Origin of the sequence: Nitrospira defluvii (assembly GCF_905220995.1) — a bacterium.
Classification (GTDB): Bacteria; Nitrospirota; Nitrospiria; order Nitrospirales; family Nitrospiraceae; genus Nitrospira_A; species Nitrospira_A defluvii_C.
In genome coordinates, this window is the sequence record NZ_CAJNBJ010000016.1 from 685,832 (window position 1) to 700,229 (window position 14,398).

Genomic DNA, 14,398 nt, shown 5'->3' on the forward strand with positions numbered 1-14,398 from the left:
CTTCTTCTCACTGAGGTTGAAGAAACTATAAAACCACGTAGCTTAGCAGAAGATCGTCAGAAGCAATCCCCATGCGTGCTTCCTCCCACCTGTTGTTCAGCGTGGTAGGAACTGCGGACCAGCGGTCCGGATTCCACGTGGCGAAAGCCGAGGGCGAAGCCTTCTTCTTTCAAGGCGGCGAACTCGTCGGGATGGTAGAACCGCGCAACGGGGAGATGCTCCTTTGTCGGCTGGAGGTATTGCCCGATCGTCATGATGTCACAGTCGACTGCGCGCAGGTCACGCATGACTTCGCGGGCTTCGTCCGTCGTTTCGCCCATGCCGACGATCAATCCCGACTTCGTCGTCATTCCCATCTGCTTGGCTCGTCCCAGCAACTCAATCGACCGCTGATATTTGCCTTGCGGCCGGATCGAGGGGAACAGGCGCCGCACCGTTTCGATGTTGTGATTCAGGATGTCCGGCTTCTCCCCCGCCACTACCGCGAGCGCAGCTTCGTCCCCTTCAAAGTCGGGAATGAGCACCTCGATCGTGCAGCTGGGAATCAACCGCCGGATGTGGCGGATGGTGTCGGCAAACACCGACGCGCCGCCATCATCCAGTTCGTCACGATTGACTGATGTGATCACAGCGTGGCGCAGACTGAGCGCCTGAACGGCCTCCGCCACGCGCAACGGCTCTTCGTGATCGACCGTATGCGGCCGACCGGTCTCCACCGAGCAGTAGTGGCATCTCCTGGTGCAGATATCGCCGAGAATCAAAAACGTCGCGGTGCGCGCATTCCAACATTCCCACATGTTGGGACAACGCGCCTCCTCACAAATCGTGTGAAGGTTGAGCCGATCCATGGTCTGGCGAATCTCGTGATAGTCCGGACCGGTCTGTAGTTTTACCTTGAACCAAGATGGCAGGCGGCGGGATTGTGGCGCTGATAGCTGATGGTTGATGGCCGATGGCTGATTCGCTTCAGATGGGGACCGGGGATCGATCTGGATGAAACTCATGACGTCACCACCGGCGTGAGCCATTCCTGCGGATGCTCCAACACCCGCTTGAACTCTTTGAGAAACTGCGCGCCCATCAACCCATCCAGAGCACGGTGATCGCAGGACAGGGTAACCTTCATGCGCCTCCCTACCGTGACCACGCCTTTGGCGACGATCGGCACATCTCGAATCGCCCCCACGGCAATCGACGCCGCCTGCGGCGGCATGAGCAGCGCAATAAACTGATCCACGTCGAACATGCCCAGATTGGAGATGGCAAAGGTCGCTCCGGTGTATTCCTGCGGCGACAATCGCTTTTGCCTGGCTCGATCGATCAACTGCTTCGTCTCCACAGAGATCTCAGCTAAGGTCTTCGCGCCGCAATTTCGAACGACCGGCGTAATCAGGCCGTCTTCCATCCCGACCGCCACGCCGATATCGATCTGCGTATACCGCCTGATGGCCTCACCCGCAAACGACACGTTGACCTCCGGATGTCGCTTCAGCGCCAAGGCCGCAGCCTTGATGAGCACATCGGTGATGGACGGGTGAGGCTGGCGGCTCTGCTTGAACTCATCACGCACCCGCTCGGCCTGCGCCATGTCGATCTCGACGGTCAGATAAAAATGCGGCACCGGCGCTTTGCTTTGGACGGTCGCCCGGGCGATGGCTTTTCGCATTTGGCTCAATGGCTGATCTGTCCCGACGGGCAATGCTTGCGCCACCGGCGCAGAGGCGACGGCCACATCGTCTTCCACAATACGCCCGCCCGGACCGGTGCCGGTGAGGGTCGAGAGCTCAATGCCCCGTTCAGCCGCGAGGGCTTTCGCCCGCGGAGAGGCGAGCACCCGTTCTCCTCCTGACCGACCTGGTGACGTTGGTGAAGCCGTGCCCGCGGGAGACGCGGGCTTTGGACCTAGGCCGATCGACGGCGCCGCAGTCACGCCGTCCGACAGGGCCGAGGCAATGTCTTCATCGGCCTCGGCGATCACCGCGATCAACGTGCCGGAGGCCACCGTCTCACCCTCACGCACGAGGATCTTGCGCAGGAGACCGGGGGCAAAGGCCTCCAGATCCATGACCGCCTTGTCGGTTTCAATCTCGGCGATCACTTCGCCCGCATGCACCTGCTCCCCCTCGCGCTTCTTCCAGGCGAGTAAGACCCCTTCCTCCATGGTATCCGTCAGTTTTGGCATGACGACGCGACTAGCCATGAACTCCCCTCCAACACACCACCCACCGGCGACGACCGGCGCGACACATGCGCCGCCCGTTTCTCATGCGACACCACAGAGTGAGTGAATGGCAGCGACCACACGCGGCACATCCGGAATGGCCGCGTCCTCTAAAGGCCGGCTGTACGGCATCGGCACATCTTCTCCGGTCACGCGCACGATCGGTGCGTCCAGGTAGTCGAACGCGGCTGCGTAGACACTGTCCGCAATCTGCGCCCCCAATCCACAGAAGCGCCACCCTTCTTCCACAATTACCATCCTCCCGGTCTTCTTGACGGAGGTGACGATGCTCTCCAGGTCCAGCGGCTTCAACGTACGCGGATCGATGACCTCGACGTCGAGCCCGTCTTGCCTCAACCGCTCCGCCGCTTCCAGCGCGACCAGTAACATTTTGGAATAGGCCACGACCGTCACATCGGTCCCCGCCCGTTTCACGTCGGCCCGCCCGAGAGGAATCGTATACTCGCCCTCGGCGACCTCACCTTTCGTGCCATAGAGCAATTGTGCCTCAATAAAGATGACGGGGTTTTGATCACGGATCGCACTCTTCAGCAACCCCTTCGCATCATGGGGCGTGGAGGGCGCCACGACCTTCAAGCCGGGCACATGGCAGAACCAGGCTTCCAAACTTTGCGAGTGCTGTGCCCCTAATTGATGCGCCGCGCTGCCGGGCCCACGAATGACCATGGGAACGGACAATTGGCCGCCTGACATATAGCGGATTTTGGCGGCATTGTTGACGATCTGGTCAAGCGCGACGATGCCGAAATTCATGGTCATCAACTCCACGATCGGCCGGAGTCCGGCCATGGCTGCACCGATCGCCAGTCCGGTAAAGCCCGCCTCCGTGATCGGCGTATCCACCACCCGGTGCGGGCCGAACTCTTCGACGAACCCTTTGGTCACCTTGAACGCGCCCTGGTAGTACCCCACTTCCTCGCCGATCAAAAAGATGCGCGAGTCTCGCCGCATCTCTTCTCGCATCGCCTGGTTGAGCGCTTCCCGATAGGACAACAGCATGGTGAACCTAATCCTCCACCATCACATTGTGCTGGAGAGTGGCTGGATCGGGAAATGGGCTCTCATCGGCGAATGAGACCGCGGCCGCGACCACCTCCCCGATCTCCTGCTCCAAAGATTTGAAATCTCCTTCGCTGCAGAGCGCCTGGCTCAGCATCTGGTGTTTCAGCAACAACAGCGGGTCCCGCTTGCGATGCTCTTCGACTTCGTCCTTGCTCCGGTAATGGCCGTGCGAGGGATCGGCCATGGAATGCCCCATGAACCGATAGGTCATCGCCTCGATAAAAAACGGCCCATGCCCGGCGCGAACCTGATCCACCACGGTGCGCATCAATGCCCGCATCGCCAGCACATCCATGCCGTCGACACGCTCGGCCATGATGCCATAAGAGCGAGCGGCCTCCGCCACATTGTCGTAGAGAGCGACGGCACGCTTCACCGGCGTGCCCATGCCGTAGCGATTGTTTTCACAGATGAAGATCACGGGGAGCTTCCAGAGGGCCGCCAGATTGAAGGCTTCGTGGGCCTGCCCACTCGGAACGGCCCCTTCCCCGAAGAAACACACGGTCACGAGGTCTTGTTTCTGATATTTCGCGGCGAAGGCCAGCCCGGTCGCCAACGGGATGTGTCCGCCCACGATGGCATAGCCGCCCATGAATCGATTCGCGAGATCCACCAGGTGCATCGAGCCGCCCTTACCCTGACACAACCCGGTCGCCTTGCCGAAGAGTTCGGCCATCACCTTGCACGGATCTGAACCGCGAGCCAGACAATGTCCATGGTCGCGATAGGCACTGATCACATAGTCGTCCGGCCTCAGCGCAGCAATGGCTCCCACGGCGATCGCCTCTTCACCGATGTAGAGATGGAGAAATCCGGCAATTTTGGCAAGCGCATACATCTCCGCCGATTTTTCTTCAAACCGGCGGATCAGCAACATCTGACGGTACAGAGAAAGCAGGTCAGCCCTGTCCATGTCCGTCATTATGCATGGCCGCACCAAGCCGACTCAACCGGGTTGTGCTGGATCAGTTGCGAGCGGGGAAAGGAAGGGGGAGAGACCAGGGCGGAGTGCGCAAACGGAGCACATCATGGACTCCGACGCGGGCCTCAAACCCGCACCGGAGCGCATGCCTCACTTCACCTGCGAAAAATCGGCATCGAACTGCATGGTCTGCCCATCCTGCAAGGTCACAATGACGGTGGTCTTGGCATTCGGGTCGAACGATTCATAACCGAACCGCGCCGTGAACCTTGACCGATACGCAGGGCCGGAGCCATCGTTTTTTCTGCCTCGATCGGCCGGGCTGAGATCCACCGGGCGGATATTTTTGCCCTTTTGCTGAAACACGATGTCGGCCTTCTCGGCGAAATATTCGTCATCGCCGCAGAGCTGCACTTCGACTTCCATATTGGGCATATCCACGACTTTTTGAATGAACTCGTCGGGCATACGCACATCCTTCTTCTGTTTTTTGGATTCCGCTGCTTCCTGCCGGCCAAACGCTTCAAGCCGGTACCGCTTGGTCCGCAAGATCGCGCTCGCCCCGCAGGGATCCTTCTCCGGGTCTGCGCCGACGCGCGTCACCAGCGAGGCTTGCTGCAGAATTTTTTTCACGTCTTCCGGGGAAGCCGCTTTCTCCATCGGAGCTCGGCCGGCCTCCAACGCTTTCCTTGCTTCTTCCGGAGACAACTTGACATCGATCGCCCAGCTCGGGCCACCCACCGCCAACACCAATGTTCCGAGGATCAGTCCAACCACCGCGTGAGATTGCCCACGCAGATCTTCTTTGCCACGATTAGCGCGCATGCCTACCTCCCTGCCGCGTCTCTGAACAAGGGCGCATTGTAAAAGGATTCCGAAGGCCTTTTCAATCTCGCCGGTCTGAACTCCTGGATGAATGACCGGCAGCAGCACGTTGCAGCCGAAGCTAGTCGCCCAGGACCCTGCTCGATCAGTGCGAGGCCTCGAAGTGCTGCCAATTAGGATAGGGTTTACGGGCGTAGAGCCGCTCAATGTCGACGGGACAGGGCATGCCCCGTAACCGCAGCAGCTCAGCGACCAACCGCAGTGGTAACCCCACGGCCGCGGTGTAATCCCCCTCAATCCGCTCGATCAACGTCGCCCCTCCGGCCTGGATGGAATAGGCCCCGGCCTTACCCAGGCTGTCACCCGTGCACAGATACGCGGCCAGCGCGGCTTCATGGAGCGGCTTCATCGTGACCAGTACCGTCGCAAGCCGGACCTCACAGGCTTCCGACCCAGGCCCAACCAGCGCGACGGCGGTCACGATCCTGTGCGTCCGGCCGGCCAGTCGCCGAAGCATGGCTTCCGCGTCGGCCAAGTCAGCGGGCTTGCCCATCACCTCCTGCTCGAGACTGATTAAGGTGTCACTCCCGAGGATGAGCCCGTCAGGACAGATCGGGAGACAGGAGCGGGCCTTGCCGATCGCGAACGTCATCGCCTGCTGCTCGGCAGGCACAGCCGACGTCACCTCCTCGATAAACGGCGGCGCGACCGCCTCGAATGGCATGCCCAATAAGGTCAACAGTTCGCGCCGGCGCGGAGACGTAGAGGCGAGAATCAATCGCATGGGTCAAGACGCGCAGGGGAACGGGAGATGAATGGCAGGCGGTGTGGACTCGGACGAGGCGACATCTTCCTGGCTGGGAACCACACAAAACTCTGCGACAATGCGTTCCACATCCTGCACGGTCGACACCCCGAACATTTTCGCGCGCATGGCCGCCGCATGGGGAAACCCTTTGCAATACCACCCGAGATGTTTGCGAAGACTGCGAAAGCGCTCCACGCCGGCAATGGCTTCATACTGCCGTGCATGGTCCACCATGATCCGCATGCGATGGCTCAACGACACAGGCGGCTCCCAGACGGTGGCGGGAAGCGAGGTGAGATCCTGCTGCTCATGAAAGGCCCGGCGCGCTCGCTCCTTCTCGCGGAAAAACCATGGGGAGCCGAGTGTCCCACGTCCGACCAAGACACCCTGGACCCCACTCTCCGTCATACGGCGGACTGCATCGACCAGGGTCGTGAGATCGCCGTTGCCTAAGACCAACGTTTCCGTGCCGTGAGCCAGCTTTGCCGCCTCGGCAATGGCCGACCAGTCGGCGGCCCCGCGATACATCTGCTGCAAGGTACGACCATGCACCGTGATGGCTGCGGGACACGCCTCCAGCAAATGTTTCACCCATCGCTCCACGACCACGCAATCGAACCCGAGTCTGGTCTTGATGGACAGCGGCAAGAGCCGGCGCGGTACGACCGGAGCGCCGGAACGACGATAGTTCAGCTCATGAATGAATTCAATCCGAGACGGCTTAAACCCTAATGTATGAATGGATTGCCCACCAGCCCAATCCTCCAAGCCTTGCCGGGCGGCCCGCAGAATGGCATGGGCTAACTCCGGCGTCTTGATCAACGCCGCCCCGGAACCGGAGGCGGCGACGCTCTTGGACGGGCAGCCCATATTGATGTCGAGCCCGTCGAACCCCAGCTCGCAGACCACCTGCGCCGCGCGATAGAACTGCTCCGGATCCTTGCCATAGAGCTGCGCCACAATGGGCCGCTCCATGTCGCTGTAGATGAGCGACGACAGTAAATGATCCGGCCCACGGCAGATCTCATTGACGTTGGTGAACTCGGTGAAGGTGATGTCGGGGCGCCCCTCGGTCGCGACCACACGCCGGAAGGCCGCATCGGTCACCCCATCCATCGGGGCCAAACCAAGAATCGGCTGCGGCAGGGTTTTCCAGAAATTCATACGCGCTCCCCGACCGACCCGATCGGCTCATTCGCGGCACGATAGGCGTCTCGTAACTCTCTCGCCTCATCGCCCACGCGCTGCGCTGCCTTCGGGCACCACTGTTCCACGAACTCGACAAACCGATCGATCTTCAGCAGGAAAAAATCATAGTCGTCCTGCTCCGGTCTGGGCCGACTGAACCATGCGGAGACAAATTGCTCCAGTGGCACCCCGGCCTCCGCCAGCAAGCCGCAGGTCTTCGGAAACATGTCCTGCAACTCTCCCCCCCAATGCAGTAATTCATGCGGCAAATAGCAGTCACGATAGCGGCTCAGGTCCTCGGGCGACCCGCCCAGCAGGGACAATTCACCTTCTATCGACTGAGGATCACATGCGGTGACACGGTGAACATACCATTGATACTGATGGTGTAATGCCGAACGCTCATCCGCCGTCAGGGTCTTCCGCACATCGAGTCCATAACCCGTCTCTGCTCGGCGAGACGGAAGGGATCCCGCATGTCCGATTCGCTGCACCTCCGTGATGGACCTCTCAAACCGCGTTACGAATCGACCATACTCTTCGACAATCGTCGCAATCGGTTTGGTATCGACTTCCAAGGCCACCCCTTTCAACGACCGCAGTCTCGGGTGCGCGAGGACCTGGGCCAACAGATCGAACAACAGGGCCGGGATGGATGCCCCATGTGCATCGATCCAATAGGGCCGGTCACGCGCGTCGGCCGCCGTGACGCGATTCACGCTCGTCTGAAACTCAGCCAACCCGGCGACGTGAATTTCGATCACCCGTTCCATGGGAAATTCGTCCAGAAACTCGGCCACGAAGGACTCCACCGTCTGCCGACGCCAGGCACCGGTATACCGATAGACGGTCCATAGATGCCCGATATCCAGCACCAATCCGCACGCCGACAGCTCGGTCACCTGGCGGAAGAACCGGGGGATTGCGAGAGATCCACAACCAAAATAGGTGAGCGGCGGCATCTCCAGCAGCACGAGCGCGGGATCGATTCCGTCCTGCTGTGCCTGCGTGTCGACCTGCGCCTGCAGGAAAGTGACGTTCTCCGCGGTCATTGTTGCCGACCACTCCGTATAGAGCGGCGGCAAATAGGTGCCGAATGCGTAGCCCACCATCTGCTTGGTGGCGCATTCATGGTTGAGCCACGCACTCCTCAGAGCGGCCAATTGCGCGCAGGCCTCAGCCACCCCTTGCCGTCCGGAATTACTTTGAGGAAAGTCGGGCTGTGTGGTCCACAGTCCCTCACCATGGTAGGTCAGCGGCATGTCCGGCAGCCGCCGCCGCACCCAGTGCATGGCCGAAGTCGTTGCCTTGAAGACTTCCAGGTACCCCGGATGCAATTCCGCCTCATCAAGCGCGTCGACAAGCTGCAACAGATCGGGTGAATAGACATCCACCGAGAGCCCTGCACCTAGTGCCGAGAGGGCCTTCGCACGTTGTATGAATTCGCTTTCCATCGGCTCACATTTGTCATATTTTGAAGCAACCATCGTGACTATAGTTTATGTGCAGTCTAAGCGCCTAACCTCTTGGTTGACAAGGGAAGATGGGGAAGCTGATCCGGCAAATCGATCTGGTATACTTTCTTTCGACGTGGAGGTCGCCGGGCCGACATGTCAGCCCCTCTCACGGCGAGAAACAGGCTTAAATCATGACCAAGACCGGCTACATGCTCCGTGACAAACCGACTCATTTTTCTACCCCTATGGTGGCCCATATGATGACCCCCGGCGTGGTGCAGATTCCCGGGGATGTCTCCGTCAGCGAAGCCGCCCTGCTCCTGGAACGGGAGCGGATGCCGTGCCTGCTGATCAAAGACGGCGAGGCCACCTTCGGCATCATGACCTCAAGCGACATCGTGAAGAAAGTCGTCGCCCAGGGACTGGAACCCCACGACGTGGAAGTGCGATCGATCATGTCGAAGCCCGTGCACTCCGTCGAATGCGATCAGATCCTGGACGATGCCACCAGCCTGATGGCCTCCACCGGCGCCTCGCTCCTGATCGTCACCAAACAAGGGCAACCGGTCGGCATTCTGACGGCGCGAGATCTCGCTCTGGCGCCGAAACGGTGCGACACCTGTCTCCCCGCAACGATTCGAGTCACGAACGGCGAGGGAGAAGGTGCGAAACACACCGCCACCATCCGCCAGCTCAGTCACGTAGGAGCCTTCATCGAAAGCCGTACCCTGCTGCTTCCCGGAACCACGATCATCCTCTCGTTTATGCTGCCTGGGGCGGATTTGAGCTTCTCCGTGCGCGGCACCATTCTCAACAGCAGTTATGAACCGGAATTCCATGAAGACCGAGGAATGCTCGGCACATATCCAGGGGTCGACATCCAGTTCGCGCCCCTGCCTTCTTCCGATGAGTCCAAAATTCGCGCCTGGGTGCTGCAGAATCTTCCGCGGGCATCAGACCTCTCTTAACCCCCTTCGATGAATGTTTTGCGTCACACCTCCCAGCTTGTTATGATTTCCTACTCCGACGATGCGCGTCCGGAGTGTACCGTACTTTAGGTGACCATCCATGAAAACCCCTGCCGCCCGTTCCAAACCAGCTCCGACCAAAGATGAAATGCTGACGCAAATCACGGCCCTGCTTGATCGCCCTGACGACGATATCCAGGCAGCGCTGATGAAGGAAATTCTGGCCGGAGTCCTCCGGTTGTCCGAGTCGAACCTGGATGTCCTGGATCTGAAGATCGTCAACCGGGCCTTGAAAGAGCTGCGTCACGCCTTCAGAGTGTTTCAGGGCTATCGGCAGCGTCTCAAAATCAGCGTCTTCGGGTCGGCCCGCACCCCCGCCGATGATCCCAACTATCAACTCGCCTTTCAGTTTGCCCGGCGCATGGTGGAGGAAGGCTACATGACCATCACCGGCGGCGCCGACGGGATCATGCGTGCGTCACAGGAAGGAGCAGGCCGCGAACACAGTTTCGGCGTGAACATCATGCTGCCCTTCGAGCAGGGCGCCAACGCGGTGATCGCCGATGATCCCAAACTCGTCACCTTCAAATATTTTTTCACCCGCAAACTCATGTTCCAGAAAGAGTCGCATGCCATCGCCCTCTTCCCCGGGGGGTTCGGCACCCATGACGAGGGATTCGAGATCATGACTCTCGTGCAAACCGGCAAGAGCGACCCCAAACCCATCGTCTGCCTTCAGGCGCCTGGTTGCGACTATTGGAATCACTGGAATTCCTTCATCACCGACCAACTGTTGAAGCGACGCCTCATCAATCCCGAAGACCTCTCGCTGTTTACCATCGTCGATAACGTGGAAGACGCCGTAACGGAAATTCGCACGTTTTATCGACGGTATCACTCACTCCGCTTCGTGGGACGACAGTTGGCCATTCGGTTGAAGACCCCGCTCACCGACCCGCAAGTCGAAGACTTGCAGGAGCAGTTCAAAGACATGCTGACGGAAGGGACGTTCGAACAACGGCCGTCACTCCCGGAAGAGATGGATGAACCGGGATTAAAGGATCTGGCGCGCCTGACGTTCTCCTTCAATCGCCGCAACGCCGGACGCCTCCGGCAACTGATCAACCACCTCAACCAATTGCCCATGACGGCGTGACGGTCATCCTAGCGAAACCGGTCCAGGATGCCACGCGCTCGATCAGACGAGTGAGATTGAGATAGCCCTTTAGTCTCCACAAAGGGACATGGTATGGTGAAGCGCTTATGAGTGCAGCCACCATGCGCAGCCTGTCTGCCGCCCTTCCCACCCTCGTCCTGTATCACGCGGAATGTGCGGATGGGTTCGGTGCCGCCTGGGCGATCTGGCGTCGTTACCCCAATGCGGAGTATCGCCCCGTCAAGCACGGCGAGGATCCGCCGGCCGATCTGGCCGGGCATCACGTCGTCATTGTGGACTTCAGTTATGCCAGGCCGACCCTTGAGGCCATGGCCAAAGACGCAGCCAGCCTGGTTGTGTTAGACCATCACATTACCGCCGAACAAACCCTGGCCGACCTCCCTTATGCCTACTTCGACCAGAAGAAGTCCGGCGCAGTCCTGGGATGGGAATGGGCTCACGATGAGCCGGCCCCCTGGCTCTTGCGCTACATTCAGGACAAGGATCTCTGGAACTGGGCCCTCCCGAACAGCCGTGAAATCAGCGCGGCGCTCGCATCCTATCCGTTCAACTTTGAGCTGTGGAGCAGTTTCGAGCAACCGGAACTCGAACGGGAAGGCCGGGCGATTCTTCGATACGAAAACGAACTTGTCACGAAGCTGGCCTCCCATGCGAGGCTCGTACAGTTTGAGGGAATGACCATTCCGGCCGTCTACAGCGCCGTGCTGACCAGCCAAATCGGCGAGCGGCTGTCTGCCGACCACCCGTTCTGCCTCATCTGGCATGACCGCAACGGACGACGTTACTACAGCATGCGCTCACGCGAAGATGGGACCGATGTGGGCACCATCGCCGCATCCTTCGGCGGCGGAGGTCATACACACGCCGCAGGTTTCTCAGTCCCGTTGCACGCCGATGGGTCACTGCCGTCAAACCCCCGGCTTCCGCGCCCGGCGCCATGACAGTCCTCGCTTCGGAAGATCGCGATGCTGCCGCTCAGCGACGATAACCCAACCGAACGGACACCCGTTGTCACCGTCGCCTTCATCGTCGCCTGCTCCCTCGTCTTTCTCTACCAAAGCTCCCTGGGTCCGATGACCGGCGAAACGTTCGTCTATCGATTCGGCGCCATTCCCTCCGTTGTATTCGGCCAGGCATCGCTCCCCCCGGATGTGGTCGCCATTCCTTCGTACGCCACCATTCTCACCAGCATGTTTTTGCACGGCAGCTGGATGCACCTGATCGGCAATATGCTCTACCTCTGGGTCTTCGGAAACAACATCGAGGACATCATGGGACATGGCAGATTTATCGTGTTTTATGTGACCTGCGGAATCCTGGCGGCACTCAGTCATGCCCTCACCGACCCGACCTCGACAGTTCCCATGGTCGGTGCCAGCGGGGCGATTTCCGGCGTCCTAGGCGCCTATCTGCTGCTGTTTCCCCATGCCCGCGTGTTGCTGTTGGCCCCGGTCGTGGGAACGACCTACGTCCCGGCTGGCGTTGTCTTGGGATTTTGGTTCGTGATGCAGTTGCTGAACGGGGGAGCCAACCTCGGGGCTCAGGGAGGCGGAGTGGCATTCTTCGCTCACATCGGCGGATTTATCGCGGGGATGCTGTTGATCGGTTTCTTTAAACGGCCCGAGGTACGATTCTTTGCGCCCACGCGGGCCAGATCCTGGCGATACTAGCGATTGTCGTACCGCTCACGCATCCAGCAATTCCCGAACCTTTTCGGCCAGATCGTGCTGACGGTAGGGTTGCTGCAGAAAATACTTTTTGTTTACCCGATGGCTGGCGATCGTGTCATCGGAAAACCCTGAGACGAACAGCGCTTTCATCTTCGGATGTTGAAGCACCAGACGCTTCGCCAACTCGCGCCCGCTGATCTCTGCCAGCGACAGATGGCTGACCGTGAGATGAATCGGCCCATTGTGCTGTTGAGCCACGAGCAAGGCCTCCACCGCCGACCCCGCCTCCAGTACGTGATACCGATGAGAGTGGAGCGTCGACCATGCCAGTTTCCTGGCAATCTCATCCTCCTCCACCACCAACACCGTCTCCGCGCCCTTTGACACCGCCTCGCGAAGCACACGCGTATCACGCACGACTCCATGGCGTTCCACCAGGGGAAGGTACACGCGGACGGTCGTGCCTTGTCCCGGCTGACTCTGCACCTCAACCATCCCCCCGTGTTGCCGTACGATCCCGTAGACCTGTGTCAGTCCAAGACCGGCGTGGGTTTCCTTCGTCGAAAAAAACGGTTCGAACATCTGCGCTTGCACATCCGAGTTCATCCCTCCGCCGCTGTCGCTTACAGAAATCCTGGCCATGCGTTTGCGGGGATTCTTTTCCAACTGTTCGGCAGGCAGCAACTCACCGGACACCACCTCCATCGCGATGTCCACCCGACCGCCTTTCGGCATCGCATCCCGGGCGTTGGCCACCAGATGAAGCAAGAGATACTCCAGCCGATCGTGCCCGATCTCCACCAGCACGGGTACCGAGGGATCCGGCACGCGGACATCGATCCGACTAGGAAGTAGTCCGTGAAACGTGTCACGCATCGACTCGATGGCCTGACCGAGCGACAAGGTATCCCGAACGGTCGTGTCATGCACGTGCAGCGCCAGCAGCTGAGCCGTCACCGCCGCCGCCCGTTCCCCGCTCCGAAAGATCTCCTCCACCGGTCCATGCAAGGGATCGCCGGGCTTCAACCGGGACACGATAGCGCCGGTCTGGCTCCCGATCACCGTCAACACGTGATTGAATTCATGTGCCAATCGAGAGGCCAGGCGGCCCACCGCCTCGAACTTTTGGGCCTCGCGTAACTGCCGTTCCAACCCCGTCCGCTCGACCTTGCCCTGACGAATCTCCTGGTTCGCGCGAGACAACCCCTGCTTTAACCCCTGCACGCGTGTCTCCAGTTGTGACCGTCGTTCCTCCAACACCTGCTCAGACTGTTTCAATTCCTGCACATCTTCCCGTAACAGGCGATTGCGGCGTCGCTCCGCGGTCACCGTTTCAAGCATCAACCCGTAAAACACCGACATGATCAACAACACGGGAATCCCGAGCAGATGGCCCACAGCCAGGGAACCGGACTGCATGGTCTGTTCGTACACAAGCACCCCATACCCGGCACAGATGATCAGTGAAAGGCCGAGCAATTGTTTGAGTGAGGGGGCGGATGAGGCGATCAACAGCAGAAGAAAATAGGTCAGGTACAGTTCCGAACTCGCCGCGCCGGAGAGATAAATCGTTCCCGTGACCAACAATGTGTTGATACTGATCAAGGCGCCGGGAAACCAGGCACGCTCAAGCACCGCCCTCGGCAACAGCATGATCCCGGCACTGAACAGCATCAGCCCAAACGCCACCATCCGGCTGACGGCATCCCCAAAGATCGTGTCATCACTGACCACGAGTTCGTAGGAGAGAATGCCGGCTACCAGACTCTGCAGAAAGATCGTACGGGTTCGGAAATGGGCAAGCAGCCGGCCCAACCCTCGCGCGGTTGAGTGACGTCCGGTTCGGTCGAGTTCGGAAGAGGAACATGGAAGAGTCACCGCTGCGCCAGTCCTTCGTGGATGAATGGGAACCAGGCGGTAGCTGAGCAAATCTTATACCCTGTCCGACGCGCGGCAACTCATCGCAATTGCAGGAAGGGGCACTGGCGCGCTGTCCAGGAACGGTCGGTGTCGACGGCCGATCTTACAAAAACGAACAGTCGTCAGGCGTGAGGCGACGCGAACGGAGAGAAACTAACA

The 14,398-nt window shown here is 59.8% G+C and carries 13 protein-coding genes; 4 read left to right on the top strand and 9 right to left on the bottom strand.

What is annotated here, in order from left to right; translation table 11 throughout:
- Nucleotides 1-56: 56 nt before the first annotated feature.
- The 8 genes from lipA to KJA79_RS14900 form a co-directional block, all read right to left on the bottom strand.
- Entirely contained in the window at nucleotides 57-1,004 is a 948-nt protein-coding gene (lipA, locus tag KJA79_RS14865) for a lipoyl synthase (RefSeq protein ID WP_246507680.1), read from the bottom strand.
- On the bottom strand, nucleotides 1,001-2,200 hold the full coding sequence (locus KJA79_RS14870) for a dihydrolipoamide acetyltransferase family protein (protein WP_213042834.1): 1,200 nt from the start codon (nucleotides 2,198-2,200) through the stop codon (nucleotides 1,001-1,003). The genes lipA and KJA79_RS14870 overlap by 4 nt, the downstream gene beginning before the upstream one ends.
- Before the next feature lie 63 nt (nucleotides 2,201-2,263).
- Nucleotides 2,264-3,241: a pyruvate dehydrogenase complex E1 component subunit beta gene (locus KJA79_RS14875; RefSeq protein WP_213042835.1), complete on the bottom strand. Its 978-nt coding sequence runs from the start codon at nucleotides 3,239-3,241 to the stop codon at nucleotides 2,264-2,266.
- A 7-nt stretch (nucleotides 3,242-3,248) separates the two neighbouring features.
- Nucleotides 3,249-4,217 carry a pyruvate dehydrogenase (acetyl-transferring) E1 component subunit alpha gene (gene pdhA / locus KJA79_RS14880; RefSeq protein ID WP_246507685.1) on the bottom strand — a complete coding sequence of 323 codons (969 nt, stop codon included), beginning with the start codon at nucleotides 4,215-4,217 and terminating at the stop codon, nucleotides 3,249-3,251.
- Between the two features lie 159 nt (nucleotides 4,218-4,376).
- Complete coding sequence (locus KJA79_RS14885; protein ID WP_213042837.1) at nucleotides 4,377-5,051, bottom strand: hypothetical protein; 675 nt, start codon at nucleotides 5,049-5,051, stop codon at nucleotides 4,377-4,379.
- A 145-nt stretch (nucleotides 5,052-5,196) separates the two neighbouring features.
- The gene (locus KJA79_RS14890) at nucleotides 5,197-5,835 is read right to left on the bottom strand and encodes a Maf family protein (RefSeq protein WP_213042838.1); all 639 of its coding nucleotides are present in this window, start codon (nucleotides 5,833-5,835) and stop codon (nucleotides 5,197-5,199) included.
- Between the two features lie 3 nt (nucleotides 5,836-5,838).
- Nucleotides 5,839-7,023, bottom strand: a complete 1,185-nt coding sequence (locus KJA79_RS14895) for a tRNA dihydrouridine synthase (RefSeq protein ID WP_213042839.1) — start codon at nucleotides 7,021-7,023, stop codon at nucleotides 5,839-5,841.
- Nucleotides 7,020-8,534 (bottom strand): multinuclear nonheme iron-dependent oxidase, encoded by a 1,515-nt coding sequence (locus KJA79_RS14900; protein WP_213042840.1) that lies wholly within the window; start codon nucleotides 8,532-8,534, stop codon nucleotides 7,020-7,022. The genes KJA79_RS14895 and KJA79_RS14900 overlap by 4 nt, the downstream gene beginning before the upstream one ends.
- Before the next feature lie 161 nt (nucleotides 8,535-8,695).
- Here KJA79_RS14900 and KJA79_RS14905 point away from each other — a divergent pair, with 161 nt between their 5' ends.
- The 4 genes from KJA79_RS14905 to KJA79_RS14920 all read left to right on the top strand — a co-directional run bounded on the left by KJA79_RS14905 (nucleotide 8,696) and on the right by KJA79_RS14920 (nucleotide 12,319).
- Entirely contained in the window at nucleotides 8,696-9,472 is a 777-nt protein-coding gene (locus tag KJA79_RS14905; protein WP_213042841.1) for a CBS domain-containing protein, read from the top strand.
- 100 nt (nucleotides 9,473-9,572) lie between these two features.
- On the top strand, nucleotides 9,573-10,628 hold the full coding sequence (locus KJA79_RS14910; RefSeq protein WP_213042842.1) for an LOG family protein: 1,056 nt from the start codon (nucleotides 9,573-9,575) through the stop codon (nucleotides 10,626-10,628).
- A gap of 107 nt (nucleotides 10,629-10,735) precedes the next feature.
- On the top strand, nucleotides 10,736-11,590 hold the full coding sequence (locus KJA79_RS14915; RefSeq protein ID WP_213042843.1) for a carbamoyl-phosphate synthase domain-containing protein: 855 nt from the start codon (nucleotides 10,736-10,738) through the stop codon (nucleotides 11,588-11,590).
- 24 nt (nucleotides 11,591-11,614) lie between these two features.
- A complete protein-coding gene (locus KJA79_RS14920) occupies nucleotides 11,615-12,319 on the top strand; it encodes a rhomboid family intramembrane serine protease (RefSeq protein ID WP_213042844.1) in 705 nt (234 codons plus the stop codon).
- A gap of 15 nt (nucleotides 12,320-12,334) precedes the next feature.
- Here the strand turns inward: KJA79_RS14920 and KJA79_RS14925 are convergent, their stop codons facing one another.
- Nucleotides 12,335-14,197 (bottom strand): ATP-binding protein, encoded by a 1,863-nt coding sequence (locus KJA79_RS14925; RefSeq protein WP_213042845.1) that lies wholly within the window; start codon nucleotides 14,195-14,197, stop codon nucleotides 12,335-12,337.
- Nucleotides 14,198-14,398 lie beyond the last annotated feature (201 nt).

Excerpts from the sequence above, each read along its gene's own strand:
- lipA (WP_246507680.1), bottom strand. The coding sequence starts at position 1,004 with ATGAGTTTCATCCAGATCGATCCCCGGTCCCCATCTGAAGCGAATCAG.
- KJA79_RS14870 (WP_213042834.1), bottom strand. The coding sequence starts at position 2,200 with ATGGCTAGTCGCGTCGTCATGCCAAAACTGACGGATACCATGGAGGAA.
- KJA79_RS14875 (WP_213042835.1), bottom strand. The coding sequence starts at position 3,241 with ATGCTGTTGTCCTATCGGGAAGCGCTCAACCAGGCGATGCGAGAAGAG.
- pdhA (WP_246507685.1), bottom strand. The coding sequence starts at position 4,217 with ATGGACAGGGCTGACCTGCTTTCTCTGTACCGTCAGATGTTGCTGATC.
- KJA79_RS14885 (WP_213042837.1), bottom strand. The coding sequence starts at position 5,051 with ATGCGCGCTAATCGTGGCAAAGAAGATCTGCGTGGGCAATCTCACGCG.
- KJA79_RS14890 (WP_213042838.1), bottom strand. The coding sequence starts at position 5,835 with ATGCGATTGATTCTCGCCTCTACGTCTCCGCGCCGGCGCGAACTGTTG.
- KJA79_RS14895 (WP_213042839.1), bottom strand. The coding sequence starts at position 7,023 with ATGAATTTCTGGAAAACCCTGCCGCAGCCGATTCTTGGTTTGGCCCCG.
- KJA79_RS14900 (WP_213042840.1), bottom strand. The coding sequence starts at position 8,534 with ATGGTTGCTTCAAAATATGACAAATGTGAGCCGATGGAAAGCGAATTC.
- KJA79_RS14905 (WP_213042841.1), top strand. The coding sequence starts at position 8,696 with ATGACCAAGACCGGCTACATGCTCCGTGACAAACCGACTCATTTTTCT.
- KJA79_RS14910 (WP_213042842.1), top strand. The coding sequence starts at position 9,573 with ATGAAAACCCCTGCCGCCCGTTCCAAACCAGCTCCGACCAAAGATGAA.
- KJA79_RS14915 (WP_213042843.1), top strand. The coding sequence starts at position 10,736 with ATGAGTGCAGCCACCATGCGCAGCCTGTCTGCCGCCCTTCCCACCCTC.
- KJA79_RS14920 (WP_213042844.1), top strand. The coding sequence starts at position 11,615 with ATGCTGCCGCTCAGCGACGATAACCCAACCGAACGGACACCCGTTGTC.